The organism is Curtobacterium sp. MCBD17_003 (genome assembly GCF_003234885.2).
GTDB lineage: Bacteria > Actinomycetota > Actinomycetes > Actinomycetales > Microbacteriaceae > Curtobacterium.
The window spans coordinates 620,934-634,646 of the sequence record NZ_CP126275.1 but is presented as its reverse complement, the minus strand read 5'-3'; the positions used below and the strand labels follow the sequence as shown (position 1 = coordinate 634,646).

Annotated in this window: 13 protein-coding genes; 9 read left to right on the top strand and 4 right to left on the bottom strand. The window is 73.4% G+C overall.

The genetic code is table 11. The features are described 5' to 3' along the window. Positions 1–37: 37 nt before the first annotated feature. Positions 38–1,327: a pyridine nucleotide-disulfide oxidoreductase gene (locus DEI88_RS03140; RefSeq protein WP_284183587.1), complete on the bottom strand. Its 1,290-nt coding sequence runs from the start codon at positions 1,325–1,327 to the stop codon at positions 38–40. 165 nt (positions 1,328–1,492) lie between these two features. Between DEI88_RS03140 and DEI88_RS03135 the strand changes: the two genes are divergently transcribed. Continuing rightward, entirely contained in the window at positions 1,493–1,702 is a 210-nt protein-coding gene (locus DEI88_RS03135; RefSeq protein WP_111011543.1) for a DUF3073 domain-containing protein, read from the top strand. Positions 1,703–2,032: 330 nt separating this feature from the next. Here DEI88_RS03135 and purM read toward each other — a convergent pair whose 3' ends face one another. Next, a complete protein-coding gene (gene purM / locus DEI88_RS03130) occupies positions 2,033–3,133 on the bottom strand; it encodes a phosphoribosylformylglycinamidine cyclo-ligase (protein ID WP_111072814.1) in 1,101 nt (366 codons plus the stop codon). Positions 3,134–3,203: 70 nt separating this feature from the next. Here purM and purF point away from each other — a divergent pair, with 70 nt between their 5' ends. Further along, positions 3,204–4,661 carry an amidophosphoribosyltransferase gene (gene purF / locus DEI88_RS03125; RefSeq protein WP_111011545.1) on the top strand — a complete coding sequence of 486 codons (1,458 nt, stop codon included), beginning with the start codon at positions 3,204–3,206 and terminating at the stop codon, positions 4,659–4,661. A gap of 144 nt (positions 4,662–4,805) precedes the next feature. On the opposite strand, the gene DEI88_RS03120 is transcribed toward purF, so the two are convergent. Next, the gene (locus DEI88_RS03120; RefSeq protein WP_111012319.1) at positions 4,806–5,252 is read right to left on the bottom strand and encodes a hypothetical protein; all 447 of its coding nucleotides are present in this window, start codon (positions 5,250–5,252) and stop codon (positions 4,806–4,808) included. Positions 5,253–5,339: 87 nt separating this feature from the next. Between DEI88_RS03120 and DEI88_RS03115 the strand changes: the two genes are divergently transcribed. Further along, entirely contained in the window at positions 5,340–7,943 is a 2,604-nt protein-coding gene (locus DEI88_RS03115; RefSeq protein ID WP_111035497.1) for a LuxR C-terminal-related transcriptional regulator, read from the top strand. 237 nt (positions 7,944–8,180) lie between these two features. Here the strand turns inward: DEI88_RS03115 and DEI88_RS03110 are convergent, their stop codons facing one another. Continuing rightward, positions 8,181–8,546, bottom strand: coding sequence for a sterol carrier family protein (locus DEI88_RS03110; RefSeq protein ID WP_111011548.1), 366 nt, complete (start codon positions 8,544–8,546; stop codon positions 8,181–8,183). A 55-nt stretch (positions 8,547–8,601) separates the two neighbouring features. Between DEI88_RS03110 and purD the strand changes: the two genes are divergently transcribed. From purD to DEI88_RS03080, 6 genes are all read left to right on the top strand, one after another. Continuing rightward, positions 8,602–9,870 carry a phosphoribosylamine--glycine ligase gene (gene purD / locus DEI88_RS03105; RefSeq protein ID WP_111011562.1) on the top strand — a complete coding sequence of 423 codons (1,269 nt, stop codon included), beginning with the start codon at positions 8,602–8,604 and terminating at the stop codon, positions 9,868–9,870. 20 nt (positions 9,871–9,890) lie between these two features. Further along, the gene (locus tag DEI88_RS03100) at positions 9,891–10,775 is read left to right on the top strand and encodes a phosphoribosylaminoimidazolesuccinocarboxamide synthase (protein WP_111072821.1); all 885 of its coding nucleotides are present in this window, start codon (positions 9,891–9,893) and stop codon (positions 10,773–10,775) included. Between the two features lie 76 nt (positions 10,776–10,851). Continuing rightward, positions 10,852–11,178 (top strand): hypothetical protein, encoded by a 327-nt coding sequence (locus DEI88_RS03095; RefSeq protein WP_111027219.1) that lies wholly within the window; start codon positions 10,852–10,854, stop codon positions 11,176–11,178. A gap of 13 nt (positions 11,179–11,191) precedes the next feature. After that, positions 11,192–12,067: an SDR family oxidoreductase gene (locus DEI88_RS03090; RefSeq protein WP_258375182.1), complete on the top strand. Its 876-nt coding sequence runs from the start codon at positions 11,192–11,194 to the stop codon at positions 12,065–12,067. 19 nt (positions 12,068–12,086) lie between these two features. Beyond that, positions 12,087–12,653, top strand: coding sequence for a GNAT family N-acetyltransferase (locus DEI88_RS03085; RefSeq protein ID WP_111011550.1), 567 nt, complete (start codon positions 12,087–12,089; stop codon positions 12,651–12,653). 222 nt (positions 12,654–12,875) lie between these two features. Next, positions 12,876–13,703 carry a cytochrome c oxidase assembly protein gene (locus DEI88_RS03080; RefSeq protein ID WP_111012428.1) on the top strand — a complete coding sequence of 276 codons (828 nt, stop codon included), beginning with the start codon at positions 12,876–12,878 and terminating at the stop codon, positions 13,701–13,703. Positions 13,704–13,713 lie beyond the last annotated feature (10 nt).

Below are 13,713 nucleotides of genomic sequence, written 5' to 3'. Positions count from 1 at the left end.
CCGCTGACGGTGCCGGTGCTGGTGCCGTGTCTCCGGCTCAGGACGCCCCGCGCTCGAGCCGGGCGAGCACGCGCCGCGCGATGGACCGCCCCGCACGATCGGCCCCGAGCGTCGACGCCTGCGGCCCGTACCCCGCCAGGAACACCCTCGGGTCGCGGATCGCCTCGCCCTCGGCCACCTCGATCCCGCCCGCCGGGGTCCGCAGCCCGAGCGGACCGAGGTGCCGGACGTCCGGCCGGAACCCCGTGGCCCAGATGATCGCGTCGGCGTGGTGGAACGACCCATCGGCGAGCCGCACGCCGTCGGGCTCGATGCGCTCGGGGACCGGGCGCGGGACGAGCACGCCACGATCCAGGCCACTCCGGATCCGCGGTGACACCGGCACGGCCGTCCCGTGGACGATGCTCGGCAGGACCGAACCCGCCCGGGCAGCTGCGTCCTGCTCGGCCACGGCGGCCACGGCGGACTCCACGCCGAGCGTCGACTCGTCCCGCCAGTCGACCGGACGGCGGGTGCACCACGTGACCGAGGCCGCCACGCCGTCGAGCTCGAGCACGAAGCCGATCGCACTCGTGCCGCCGCCGACCACGACCACGTCCTGGCCCCGGAACTCCTCGGCGCTGCGGTAGCCCGTGGTGTCGAGCTGCCGACCGGCGAACCGGTCGCGGCCCGGGTACCACGGCACGAAGGGCGTGCCCCACGTGCCGCTGGCGTTCACGAGCACGGCGGTCCTGAGTTCGCCCGAGGCGCCGTCAGCTGCTCGGAGGGTCGCCACGAGGTCACCCGCCCACCCGCGGTCCCCGCCGACCTGGTCCCCGCCGACCTGGTCCCCGCCGCCGCGGTCCCCGCCGTCGTCCGCGCCGCCGTCGTCCGCGCCGCCGCCGTCCCCGCCGCCGCGGTTCCCGCCGCCGGCGTCCGCGCCGCCGTCCCGGCCGCCGTCGGCCACACGGACCACCTCCACCGGGCGGTCCACGTGGATCCCGTGGTGCGCTTCGTAGCGGCCGTAGTACTCCGCGACGACGTCCCGGGCAGGACGCTCCGGGTCGGCGTCGGCGAAGTGCAGGCCCATGGCCCCCATGCCCGGCAGCTCGTGCACCCGGTGCGCCGCGCCGAGCCGCAGGGCTTCCCACCGGAACTGCCACGCGCCTCCCGGCCCGGGTGCCCGGTCGACGACGACCACCTCGTGCAGGCCGACGGTGCCCGCGGAGGACGCCGGATCGGCGGTCCGGAGCCCGAGCCGGCCGAGATGGTAGGCGACCGCGAGCCCGGCCTGACCCGCACCGACGACGAGCACGCGCGTGCGTCCGGTCGGCAGGGTGGCGTGCATCCCCTCGATTCTCCTGTGGACGCCCCCCGACGACCATGAGCGGATCGGGGTACATGGTAAAGTGACCGCTAGATTTCGAAACCACGCACCGTTCGGCTGCCCGGGTTCGACCCGGAGAGACGGGCCCGAGCCGGATGCCGGGCCGATCACACGAGGGGGTCACGCATGGGGCGCGGCCGTCAGAAGGCGAAGCACACCAAGGTCGCTCGGGAGCTGAAGTACTTCAGCCCCGAGACGAATTACGGTGCGCTCGAACGCGAGCTGTCCGCAGGGCATGAGTCCTCGGACGACTACGTCGACAAGTGGGCAGATCAGTACGCCGACGATGACGACGAGGTCGAGCAGGAGCAGGACCAGCACGACCGGTCCGCCTGACCTCGTCGTCCGGCCCGGGCGTCGTCCCGGATCGGGATCGGCATCGTCGGGAGCAGCGCCGCGCGGAGGACCGCGCGGCGCTTCGCTGTGTCCGCAGGCTTCGTGCGCGGTCAGCGACCGGGCGCCCCGACGACGAGTGCGCCGTCGCCTGATCGCGCCGTTGTCGCCCGCACGCGCAGTCGGCGCGCGGCCGCAACGGGCGCGCGCCGAGGACACACGGGCGCCGTCGCCCGGGCGCGCAGGTGTCGTCCGGGCGCGCAGCAGCGTGCAGGCCCGATCGCGCAGCGGCGTGGAGGCCCGATCGCGCAGCGGCGTGCAGGCCCGATCGCGTCAGTCCGCGTAGCGTCCGACCAGCCGGACCCCGCCCCCGTCGACGCCCTTGGCGCCCTGCTCGAACCCGTCGAGGTCGTGCTCGGCGGTCGAGACCTCGCCGACCTGCCAGGCGGCGAGCCCGGAGGCCCCGAGCGCGGCGACGATCTGCGGGGCGGCGGACCGCGCGACGACGGCGATCATCCCGACGCCGAGGTTCCAGGTGCCCTCGGTCGACTCGACGCTCATGTCGCCCATGTCGGCGAGCACGCGGAAGACCGGGAGGGGCGCCCACGTCGTGCGGTCGACCTCGGCCCAGGCACCGCGCGGCAGGACCCGGGCGAGGTTCGCCGCGATGCCCCCGCCCGTGACGTGGCTCAGCGCGTGCACGGTGCCGGCGAACACGGGGTCGCCGAGCAGGTCGAGCAGCGGCGCGGTGTAGAGCCGGGTCGGCTCGAGCAGGACCTCGCCCACGGTGCCGCCGAGGTCGTCCGAGTGGTCGGTGTACCCGACGCCCCGCGCGGCCAGGACGTGCCGGACGAGCGAGTAGCCGTTCGAGTGCAGGCCGGACGACGCGATCGCGATGACGGCGTCCCCGTCCTGCACGAGCTGCGGGCCGAGGGCCAGATCGGCCTCGACGACGCCGACGGCGGCACCGGCGACGTCGTAGTCGTCCGGACCGAGCAGCCCGGGGTGCTCCGCGGTCTCGCCGCCGACGAGCGACGTGCCCGTGGCCGAGCAGCCGCGGGCGATGCCGGCGACGATGTCCGCGATGCGACCGGGCACGACCCGGCCGCAGGCGATGTAGTCCGTCATGAACAGCGGCCGCGCGCCGACCACGACGATGTCGTCGACGACCATGCCGACGAGGTCCTGGCCGATCGTGTCGTGCTTGTCGATCGTCTGCGCGATGGCCACCTTGGTGCCCACGCCGTCGGTCGAGGTCGCGAGCAACGGACGGCTGAAGTCCCGCAGGAACGAGACGTCGAAGAGCCCGGCGAACCCACCGACGCCCCCGAGCACGGACGCGGAGTGCGTCGCCGCCACCGCGGTCTTCATGAGCTCGACGGCGAGGTCGCCCGCCGCCGTGTCCACACCGGCCTCGGCGTAGGGATTCGCCATTCGTTCATCCTCCGAGGGCGTGGCAGACTTGTTCGGTACCCCCCACTCTACGGTCTGGAGTCCGCTGCGCATGTGCGGCATCGTCGGTCTCGTCTCCCAGGGACCAGCCAACCAATCCATCTACGACGCACTCCTCCTCCTGCAGCACCGCGGGCAGGACTCGACCGGTATCGCCACCGCCGAGGGGCACGTCTTCCACTCCCACAAGACCCGCGGACACGTGCGCGAGGCCTTCCGCACGCGCGACATGCGCGCACTCCTCGGCACGATGGGCCTCGGCCACGTCCGGTACGCCACGAAGGGTGCCGCGAGCAACGAGGAAGAGGCCCAGCCCTTCTACGTGAACGCCCCCTACGGCATCGTGCTCGTCCACAACGGGAACCTGACGAACACGCGTGAGCTCACGCGCGAGCTGTTCGACATCGACCGCCGGCACCTCAACACGTCGTCGGACACGGAGCTGCTCGTCAACGTCCTGGCGCACGAACTGCAGGCCCAGGTCCGCGGCACCGACCTCGACCCCGACCAGGTGTTCGACGCCGTCGCACGCGTGCACGAGCGGGTCGAGGGCTCCTACGCCGCGATCGCGCTCATCGCCGGGCAGGGCGTCCTGGCCTTCCGCGACCCCTACGGCATCCGGCCGCTCATCCTCGGGCACCGGTTCGACGACGCGGGGTCGAGCGAGTGGATCGTGGCGAGCGAGTCGCTCGTGCTCGAGTCCGGCGGGTACGACATCGTGCGCGACGTCGCCCCGGGCGAGGCCGTGTTCATCTCGGTCGACGGGCAGATGGTCTCGCGCCAGTGCGCCGTCGAGCCGCGTCTGGTCCCCTGCTCGTTCGAGTACGTCTACCTCGCTCGTCCGGACTCGATCATGAACGGCATCTCGGTGTACGAGGCCCGGCTCCGCCTCGGCGAGCGCCTGGCGGACACCGTCGCCAAGTACGCGCCGGCGGGCGACATCGACGTCGTCATGCCGATCCCGGACTCGTCACGGCCCGCGGCGATGCAGGTCGCGCGGAAGCTCGGCATCGAGTACCGCGAGGGCTTCTACAAGAACCGGTACGTCGGCCGCACGTTCATCATGCCGGGGCAGGCGGAGCGCAAGCGATCGGTGCGCCAGAAGCTCAACGCGATGTCGAGCGAGTTCAAGGGCAAGAACATCCTCATCGTCGACGACTCGATCGTCCGGGGCACCACGAGTCGCGAGATCGTCGAGATGGCCCGCGCGGCGGGGGCGAACAACGTGACGTTCACGTCAGCCGCGCCGCCGGTCCGCTACCCGCACGTCTACGGGATCAACATGCCGACCCGCGCGGAGCTCATCGCGCACGGCCGCCGGATCCCGGAGATCAACGCCGTGCTCGGGAGCGACCACCTCATCTACCAGGAGGTCGCGGACATGGAGCAGGCGATCATCGAGGGCTCGGACGTCACCGAACTCGAGATGAGCTGTTTCACGGGCGAGTACGTGACGGGCACCGTCACGCCGGAGTACCTCGCCTGGGTCGAGGCGAACCAGCTCAGCTGACGCCCGACGCACGGGTGCGTGACGGCCGGGAGGCCCGCCTCCCGGCCGTCACGCGTGTCCGGCCCGTCGGACCAGGCGTGGTGCTCGGACCGGAGGGAGGGCGCCCGCGGCGCCCGCGGTCGCACTCAGCGCCCGCGGTCGGGTTCAGCGCCCGCGGTCGTCCTCGACGACGCCGTCGACCGTCTCGGTCGGCGATGTGATGCCGAGGTGCTCGGCGGTCAGCCGTCGGGCCTGCTTCGAGAACCGGTGGTCGAGCACGATCGCGACGATCGCGCCGATGACGCCGCCCGCCGTCACACCGTAGAACGAGAAGTACCCGACGAGACCCCAGAACCCGACGTCGGACCCGCGGCTCGTGCCGGTCGTGGCGACGGACGCGCCGTCGGCGAGGTGCTGCGTGGCGAGCACGACGAAGAAGGTCACGACGAATCCGAGTAGGCCGCCGCCGACGATGAACACGCCGAACTTCGGAGCACGCCGGATCGAGACCTCACGACGCGACGCCACTTCGGACGGGGCGGGGACGGACGCGTCGACGGTCCGCGGTTCGTCGGGGGTCCCGCGGTCTGGGGGCGGCTCGGTGGTGCTCACCGGACCATTGTCCCCCACTGTGGGACATCCGCGGCCTGGCCATGGGTCCCCCGGACCGAGGACAATGGGGGACGACGAAGTCCCGACATGCGAGGAGCGACGGCCGTGGTGGAGCCGGAGGACGACACGCGCCGACGGGTTTCCCGTCCCGGTGCCCGTCTGCCGTGGCCACTCGTCCCCCGGCGCGAGGAGGACCGCGCCGTCACCGTGCTCGCCGACGACGGCTGGAGTGTCGCCATCGTCGGCGCGGCGGGACTCGGCAAGAGCGTCGTGGCCGCGCGCGTCACGGACCGCGTGGCGCAGCGCAGCACCGGGGACGTCCGGGTCATCCCGATCACGGCCTCACCGCACGAGACGGCCAAGCCGTTCGCGGCCGCCATCGCCCGGTTCGGGGACCTGCCGGCCGCGGCGCTCACCGACGAGCTCGAGGCCGAGCACACCCTCCGCGTCGCGGCGGACCTCGTCGACCGCGACGTCGTCCTGCGCATCGACGACGCCGACCACCTCGACCCGATCACCGCGCGGTACGTCGCCTGGCTCGTCCGGCACGCGCACGCACGGCTCGTGCTGACGTGCCGCGACTTCACCGGGCTCGAGGAGCCCCTGCGCCGCCTGTGGCAGGACGACCTGCTCGAACGCATCGACCTGACGCCGCTCGACCTCCGCGAGACCGAGCGGCTGCTCGAGCGGGCGCTCTCCGGTCCGCTCGAGCACGCCAGCGTGGAACGAGTGCACCGTGCGACCCGCGGCAACCCCCTGCACCTGCGCGAGGTCGTCCGCGCGGCGGTGGCGTCCGGCGCCCTCGAGCGGACCGCGTCGGGGTGGTACTGGCCCGGGCGGATCACCGCGTCGAACAGCCTGGCGGACATGTACCGATCGGAACTCGCGGGCCTCGAACCGGCCCTCCGGGACGTCGTGGACATCGTGGCGTTGGCGGACCCGATCCCGTTGTCGCGGCTGCTGGCCCTGGTGGACGACGCCGATGTCGACCGCGTCGCGTCGCTCGGTCTCGTGTCCGTCGACTCCGACATGACGGCGGACGGCACACCGGTGGTCCGGCCCGCCCACCCGCTCGTCGGCGAGGTCGTCCGGTCCCTCGTCCCAGTGGCACGTCGGGCCCGGTTGTTCGCGCGGGCGAACGCGTTCCGCGCTGACCCGGTCGGCGGGGACGCCCCACCGGCCGCGCGCCTCCGTGCCGCGTTGTGGGCGCTCGAGTGCGGCGTCGTGCCGTCGGCCGACCAGCTGCTCGACGCCGCCGGGGTGGCGGTACGACTGCAGGAGTACGAGAGCGCGACGGCGCTCGCCTCCTCAGCGTTGTCGGCCGACGACACGACGTTGGCGGTGTCGGTGGCCGCGCTGTGCCTCCGCGCGACGGCCCGCACCTACGGGGTCGGGCGTGAGGCCGCGCGCCACGACGCCGAACGTGCCTGGCTGCTCGCCCGCTCCGACCCGACCGCCCTGCCCGGGGACCTGCTCGTCGAGGCCGTGGAGGTCCTGGCGAACCTCCGGCAGTTCCACGACGACGACGTCGACGCCGCGGTCGCCCTGGTCGAGGAGGCCGCGACGCTCGTGGACGACGCGTCCCGGGAGCGTCTCCGGGTCCTCCGGCTGACGCATCTCGGCTGGGGCGGCCGGTTCGCCGAGGTGCTCGCCGAGGTCGAGCGCAGCGGCGTGCTGCACGCGCCCGTGATCCCGTTCGGGTTCCTGGCGATCGCACCGTGCGCCGTGGTGGCACTGGCGACGACCGGCCGGATCGGCGAGGCCCTGCGGCTGTGCCGGACGTCACTCGAGGTCGCCGCCGCGAACATCGAGGTCGCGCCGTGGAGCCTCGGCGAGCTGTACTCGGTGCTGCACCAGGTCCAGCTCTGGGCGGGCGACGTCAGCGGCCTGACCGTGCAGGTCGACCGTCGGTGGAGCCCGTTCTTCAAGTACGACTTCACGCTCGAGCTCCTCGGCGCCGGCAACCAGGCGCTCGCGGAGCGCCGCTGGGACGACGCGATCACCGCGTTCTCCGGCGCGTGCGAGCGGTTCGCGGTGCTCGACCACGGCGGGTTCGCCGGATACGCCTGGGCGAAGCTCGCGTTCGCGCAGGCCGTCGCGGGGCGGACGCGCGAGGCCGTGGTGTCGGCGGAACGCGCCCGTGCGACGCCGCTCCGTGGGATGCGCATCACGGGCGAGGAGATCCCGCTGAGCCTGACGTTCACGGACTCGGTGCTCGGGCGACCCGCCGCGATGGCGGACGCCATGACGATCGCGCAGCGGTCGGAGCGCTCGGGCGCGTGGATGCCGGCGATGCTCGCGCGCAACGTCCAGTTCGTGCTGCTGTTCGCGCAGGGGGCGGACACCCGGGGCGCCCTGGCCCGGCTCCGCGCCGCCGCCGAGCACGTCGAGGGTGCCCTCGCGCCGGCGATCGTCGGCCACGCAGCGGCGCTCGCGAGCGGGGACGAGCGGGTCATCGCCGAGGCACGTGCGACCCTGGCGGCCGCGGGCGTGATGATCCGCGTCGGCCAGAAGGGCCCCCCGTTGACCCGTCGCGAGTACGAGATCGCGGAGCTCGCCGGGCAGGGGCTGAGCAACCGACAGATCGCCGAGCAGCTCGGTCGGAGCGTTCGCACGATCGACGCGCACATCGCGCGGATCTTCGCCAAGTGGGACATCCACTCGCGGTCGGAACTCGTCGATCGACTCTGATCGTCGAGTCCGCCGCACACCACGTGCGCCGTGATCACGGCCATGGCACCCACACGAACGCTGTTCGGGCAGCGTCGTGTGGGTGTCGTCGGGGTCGGGCCCGTTCGGGTCGGGCCCGCCTCCCGGTGGCTCCACCAACGCTAACGAGGGGACCCACCGGTCGGCATCGGTAAGCAGGTACCTAAATCTGTCACCCGCCCGAGGGACACGGGGGACAACCGGACCGATCGAGCGCGGTCAGGCGCGCGGCAGGCGGACCGGGAGGAACGGGGCCAGGTCGGCGCGTGATCCCGACGCCGTCACGCGCGCGGCTCCGACCGCCTCGGCCCAGGAGATCGCCCCCGTGGCGAGGGCGATCCAGGTCGCGGCATCGGTCTCGACCACGTTCGGCGGCGTGCCGCGCGTGTGGCGCGGTCCCGGAACGGCCTGGACGGCTCCGTACGGGGGGACACGGACCTCGACGCTGTTGCCCGGCACGGTGTCGGCGAGTTCCTGGAGCGTCCACCGCACGGCGGTCGCGGTGGACGTGCGATCGGTGGCTCCGCCCTGCACGGCGGCGAGCGCGGCGGCGCCCTCGGCGGCGTCGATGGTCCTGCGGGGCACGGCGTCAGCGTACCGCCCGGGCCGGCGGTCGACCGGCGCTCGGTAGGCTGTGGCCGTGCGCATCCTCGTCCTCGGTTCCGGTGCCCGTGAGCACGCGATCATCGCCGCGCTCCTCGCGGAGGACGCCGGCCACGTCATCACCGCAGCCCCGGGCAACACCGGCATCGCCGCCGACGTCGAGACGGTCGGGCTCGACGCGACGAACCGCGGGCTCGTGACGGAGTACGCGATCGAGAACGGCATCGAACTCGTCGTGATCGGCCCGGAGGCCCCGCTCGTCGAGGGCGTCGCGGACGCGCTCCGGACGCGCGGCATCGCGGTGTTCGGGCCGGGCAAGGCCGCGGCGCGGATCGAGGGCTCCAAGGCGTTCGCCAAGCGGATCATGGCCGAGGCCGGGGTCCCGACGGGCGAGGCCGCCCACGTGGGAACAGCGGACGAGGTCGAGGCCGCCCTGGACCGCCTCGGCGCGCCGTACGTCGTCAAGGCGGACGGGCTGGCGGCCGGCAAGGGCGTGCTCGTGACCGAGGACCGCCAGGCCGCCGTCGAGCACGCGACCTACTGGCTCCAGTACGGCCACGTCGTCATCGAGGAGTTCCTCGACGGCGAGGAGGTCTCGCTCTTCTTCTTCAGCGACGGCCACGACGTGCTGCCGATGACCCCCGCGCAGGACTACAAGCGGCTCGGGGACGGCGACGTCGGGCCGAACACCGGCGGCATGGGGGCGTACTCGCGCCTGCCGTGGCTCGACGAACGCTGGGGCTCCGAGCGGGCCTTCGTCGACGAGGTCACCGAACTCGTGGCGCTGCCGACGGTCCGCCGGCTCGAGCACGAGGGCACCCCGTTCATCGGGCTCCTCTACTGCGGCCTCATCGTCACCGAGCAGGGCGTCCGCGTCATCGAGTTCAACGCGCGGTTCGGCGATCCGGAGACCCAGGTGGTGCTCCCCCGCCTCGTGACGCCGCTCAGCGCGCTCATGCTCGCCGCCGCGACCGGACGGCTCGGCCAGACCCCGCGTCCGGAGTTCGCGCCCGGTGCCGCCGTCACCGTCGTGCTCGCGAGCCAGGGCTACCCCGACAACCCCGTCACCGGTCGGCCGATCACCGGACTCGACGACGCCGCGGCACTCGAGGGCGTGACCGTCCTGCACGCCGCGACGGGGATGCTCGAGGGACAGCTCATCGCCACGGGCGGCCGGGTGCTCAACGTCGTCGCGATCGGTGACTCGTTCGAACAGGCGCGGGCCCGGGCCTACGCCGGCCTGTCCCGGATCCACCTCGAGGGCGCGCAGTACCGCACCGACATCGCGGCGCGGGTGGCACGGTGACCGCCGCGGAGACGGGGGGCGTGCGCCCCGCGACCGCAGCGGAGCTCGAAGGCTGGCGGCACGTCGCGACCGGCAAGGTCCGTGACCTGTACGTGCCGACGAGCGCGGCCTCCCCGGCGACCGCGACCGAGCTCCTGCTCGTCGCGAGCGACCGCGTCAGCGCGTTCGACCACGCGCTCGAACCGCCGATCCCCGGCAAGGGCGAGCTGCTCACGCGGCTCTCGCGGTTCTGGTTCGCGCAGCTCGGGGACGTCCCGAACCACCTGCTCGGCGAGACCCACCAGGGCACGCCCGTACCGGAGGCCGTGGCGGCACGGTCGATGCGCGTCCGGCCGCTCACGATGTTCCCGATCGAGTGCGTCGTGCGTGGGTACCTCGTCGGCAGCGGCTGGGCGGAGTACCAGGAGACCGGGAGCGTGTGCGGAGTCGCCCTGCCCACGGGACTGTCGAACGGCGACCGCCTGCCCGAGCCGATCTACACCCCCGCGTACAAGGCCCCGCAGGGCGCCCACGACGAGAACATCACCTACGAGCGGACGGTCGAGCTCGTCGGGCCGGACGTCGCCGCCGCGCTCCGCGACATGTCCCTGCACGTGTACGAGTCCGCGGCCGCGATCGCCCTGCAGCGCGGGGTCGTCATCGCGGACACGAAGTTCGAGTTCGGCCACGACGCCGCCGGGCAGATCCGGATCGCGGACGAGGTCCTGACGAGCGACTCGAGCCGCTACTGGGACGCCGAGGCCCACGAGGGCGGCGACCGCACCGCGTCGTTCGACAAGCAGATCGTGCGGAACTGGCTCACCGAGCACTGGGACGGGCAGGGCACCCCGCCCGTGCTGCCCGACGAGATCGTCGAGCGGACCGCAGCGCGGTACCGGGAGCTCATCGAACGCCTCGGCGCCTGACCCGCCGCGTCGCAGCACGGCACCGGCCGGTCACGCTCCGAGCACCGGTCCGGGAGGCGCGACGTACGCTGGATCCGTGCCTCGCGTCCTGTGCTCCATCGCTCTGGCCGCAGGCCTCGTCACCGGCCTGGCCGGCTGCTCCGTCCACGACAGCACGGGTCGGGTGAGCGTCGACGTGAGCACCGACGCCGCGCAGGGACACCGCTACAACGTGCAGGTGCTCGACGCCGACGGGCAGCTCGTCGAGCACCAGTCGATGCTCCCCGGGCAGTCGTCCGACTTCGCCGGGGTGCCGCTCGGGCGCATCACGGTCCGCGCGTCGGGGCTCTGCACGCTGCGCACGACGCTGCACGTCGACGAGGTCGTCCACGTCCGGCTCGGCACCGGGGGCTGCCACCGCTGATCTCCGTTCCGGCGTGTGCAGCCCGTCGACGATCATCAGCGAGGCCATGATGTCCGAGGCGGACGAGACAGCCGACGGGGAGGACGACGACGTGGTCGACCGAGGGACATCAGCGCGACCGGTCGCGCTCGTGACGGGGGTCGGGCGCCGCGCGGGCATCGCGGCGGCGCTCGCGGAACGGCTGGCGGCGGACGGCTGGGACCTCGCCTTCAGCTGGTGGGGTCCGTACGACGAGCGCGTGTACGGCGCACCGGACCCCGAGGGGGTCGACGCGGTGGTCGAGGCCTGCGCCGCTGCCGGTGCCCGAGTGGCGCGCCTCCCGGTCGACCTGGCGGAGGCGGACCAGGCGGCGGGACTCGTGCCCGCGGCGGCGGCGGCGCTCGACGCACCGGTGGCGGCGCTCGTGCTGTCGCACGCCGAGTCGGTCGACTCGTCGATCGCGACCACGACGGTCGAGGCCTTCGACCGGCACGTCGCGGTGAACGCCCGGGCCACGTTCCTGATGATCCAGGCGTACGCCGAGGCACTGCGGGGCCCGGCCGCCGGCGTCCCGCGGGAGCGGCGCCGGATCGTCGCGCTGACGAGCGACCACACCGCGTTCAACCTGGCGTACGGCATGAGCAAGGGCGCGCTCGACCGGATCGTCCTGGCCGCCGCCAAGGAGCTCGCCGACCTCGGTGTCGCGGCGAACCTCGTGAACCCCGGACCGAACGACACCGGGTGGATGACGCCCGAGGTCGTCGAGATGGTGCTCGGGCGGACCCCGGGCGGTCGACTCGGCACCCCCGCGGACACGGCCGCGCTCGTCGGGTTCCTCTGCTCGCCCGAGGGCGGCTGGGTGAACGGGCAGCTGCTGAAGTCCGACGGCGGGTTCTCGCTCGAGGTCTGAGCCGGGGCAGGATGGAGCGATGACCGAGCCCGCACCCGAGTGGACCGTCGTCCGCGAGGGCGACCTCACCCTCACCGACCACGAGGCCATCGCGGCGATGCTCGCGCAGGCGTTCCCGGACTGGGACCACTGGTACGTCGGCGGGCGGAGCTGGAGCGGGATGCAGCCCGAACGGCGGGTGATCGCGACCGTGGACGACGTCGTCGTCGCGCACGTCGGGATCCGGCGGATGTTCGTGACCGTCGGCGGACGCGACCAGCTCGTCGGGGCGGTCGGGCTCGTCGGGGTGACCCCGCGCCTCCAGGGCCGGGGGCTCGGTGGCGAGCTCCTGGCGCGGACCGCGGCGGTGCTCGACGAGCTCGCGGTCCCCTTCGGCCTGCTCGGGACGGGTGAGGACCGCGTGCCGTTCTACGGCTCGGCCGGCTGGCGACTGCTCTCCGACACCGCGGGCTGGTACTCGGCCTTCACCGCCGACGGGGCGGGCCTCACCGTCGTCGACGACGAGGGGTGGCTCGTGCTGCCCGTCCGCGCGACGCTCGAGGACTGGCCGGGCGGCGAACTGCACTGGGACGCGCAGCTGGTCTGAGCCGGATGCCGGTCCGCCGCGACGGCACCCGGTGCGGAGCACAGCGGGGCTGAGCCGAATCTCACCGAGGCGGAGCGTGCCGGACGGTCGCCGTGGACCGACAATGGAACCTCCACCGCCGCGGCTCCCGCGCGAGCCGCGGCCCCGCACGCCAGGAGGCACCCCACGCCCACGCCCGCCGTCTTCTGGAGCACCTGGCACCTCGACCCGCTCGCGGCCGTGATGCTCGTCGTCGCTGCGGTGGCGTACGGGCGGTGGCTCGTCATCGCACGTCGCCGCGGACACCAGTGGTCGGCAGCGCGGGTGCTCGGCTTCGTCGCGGCCCTCGTGCTGTTCGCGGTCCTGCAGTTCGGGATCACCGGCGTGTACGACCGGGAACTCCGCTGGGCGTTCGTCCTCCGGCTCGCGCTGCTGCTCATCGCCGTGCCGACCTTCGCCGCGCTCGGCGGCCCGCTCACGCTCGTCCGTCTGGCGGGCTCCGAGCGGAGCGTCCGCGTCGTCGACGGTTTGCTGCACTCGCGGGCGGTCCGGCTGCTCGGCAACGCGATCGTGTCGCCGCTCGTCGCGCTCGCGGTGTTCGCGGTGCTCCTCACTCCGCTCGCGGCGACGATCCGCACGTCGGGCGTGTGGGAGGTCGTCATCACCGTGTTCGTCCCGATGCTCGGGTTCGCGCTCGTCGCGCCGATCTCGGAGCCGGGCGTGCTGCGCTCCACGACGTTCCTCACGGCAGAGTTCCTGCTCGCGTTCGTGGAGCTGCTGCTCGACGCCGTGCCCGGGGTCGTCATGCGGATCACGAACCACGTCATGGACCACGCGGGCGTCGGGCTCGTCGGGCCGTCGTGGGCGCCGTCCGCCCTGCAGGACCAGCACCTGGCGGCGGACCTGCTCTGGTTCATCGCCGAGGTCGGGGACATCCCGATCCTCATCGCGCTGTTCATCCGGTGGCAGCGGACCGACCGCCGCGAGGCCCGCAGCATCGACGAGCTGTCCGACGAGGAGGTCGAGGCCATGACGCGGGAACACCTCGACCGGTTCCGCCGCCAGGCCTGACCCGCCGTCC

Bases quoted from the DNA above. Each gene is read 5' to 3' on its own strand.
- DEI88_RS03140 (WP_284183587.1), bottom strand. From the start codon at position 1,327: ATGCACGCCACCCTGCCGACCGGACGCACGCGCGTGCTCGTCGTCGGT.
- DEI88_RS03135 (WP_111011543.1), top strand. From the start codon at position 1,493: ATGGGGCGCGGCCGTCAGAAGGCGAAGCACACCAAGGTCGCTCGGGAG.
- purM (WP_111072814.1), bottom strand. From the start codon at position 3,133: ATGGCGAATCCCTACGCCGAGGCCGGTGTGGACACGGCGGCGGGCGAC.
- purF (WP_111011545.1), top strand. From the start codon at position 3,204: ATGTGCGGCATCGTCGGTCTCGTCTCCCAGGGACCAGCCAACCAATCC.
- DEI88_RS03115 (WP_111035497.1), top strand. From the start codon at position 5,340: ATGCGAGGAGCGACGGCCGTGGTGGAGCCGGAGGACGACACGCGCCGA.
- DEI88_RS03085 (WP_111011550.1), top strand. From the start codon at position 12,087: ATGACCGAGCCCGCACCCGAGTGGACCGTCGTCCGCGAGGGCGACCTC.
- DEI88_RS03080 (WP_111012428.1), top strand. From the start codon at position 12,876: ATGCTCGTCGTCGCTGCGGTGGCGTACGGGCGGTGGCTCGTCATCGCA.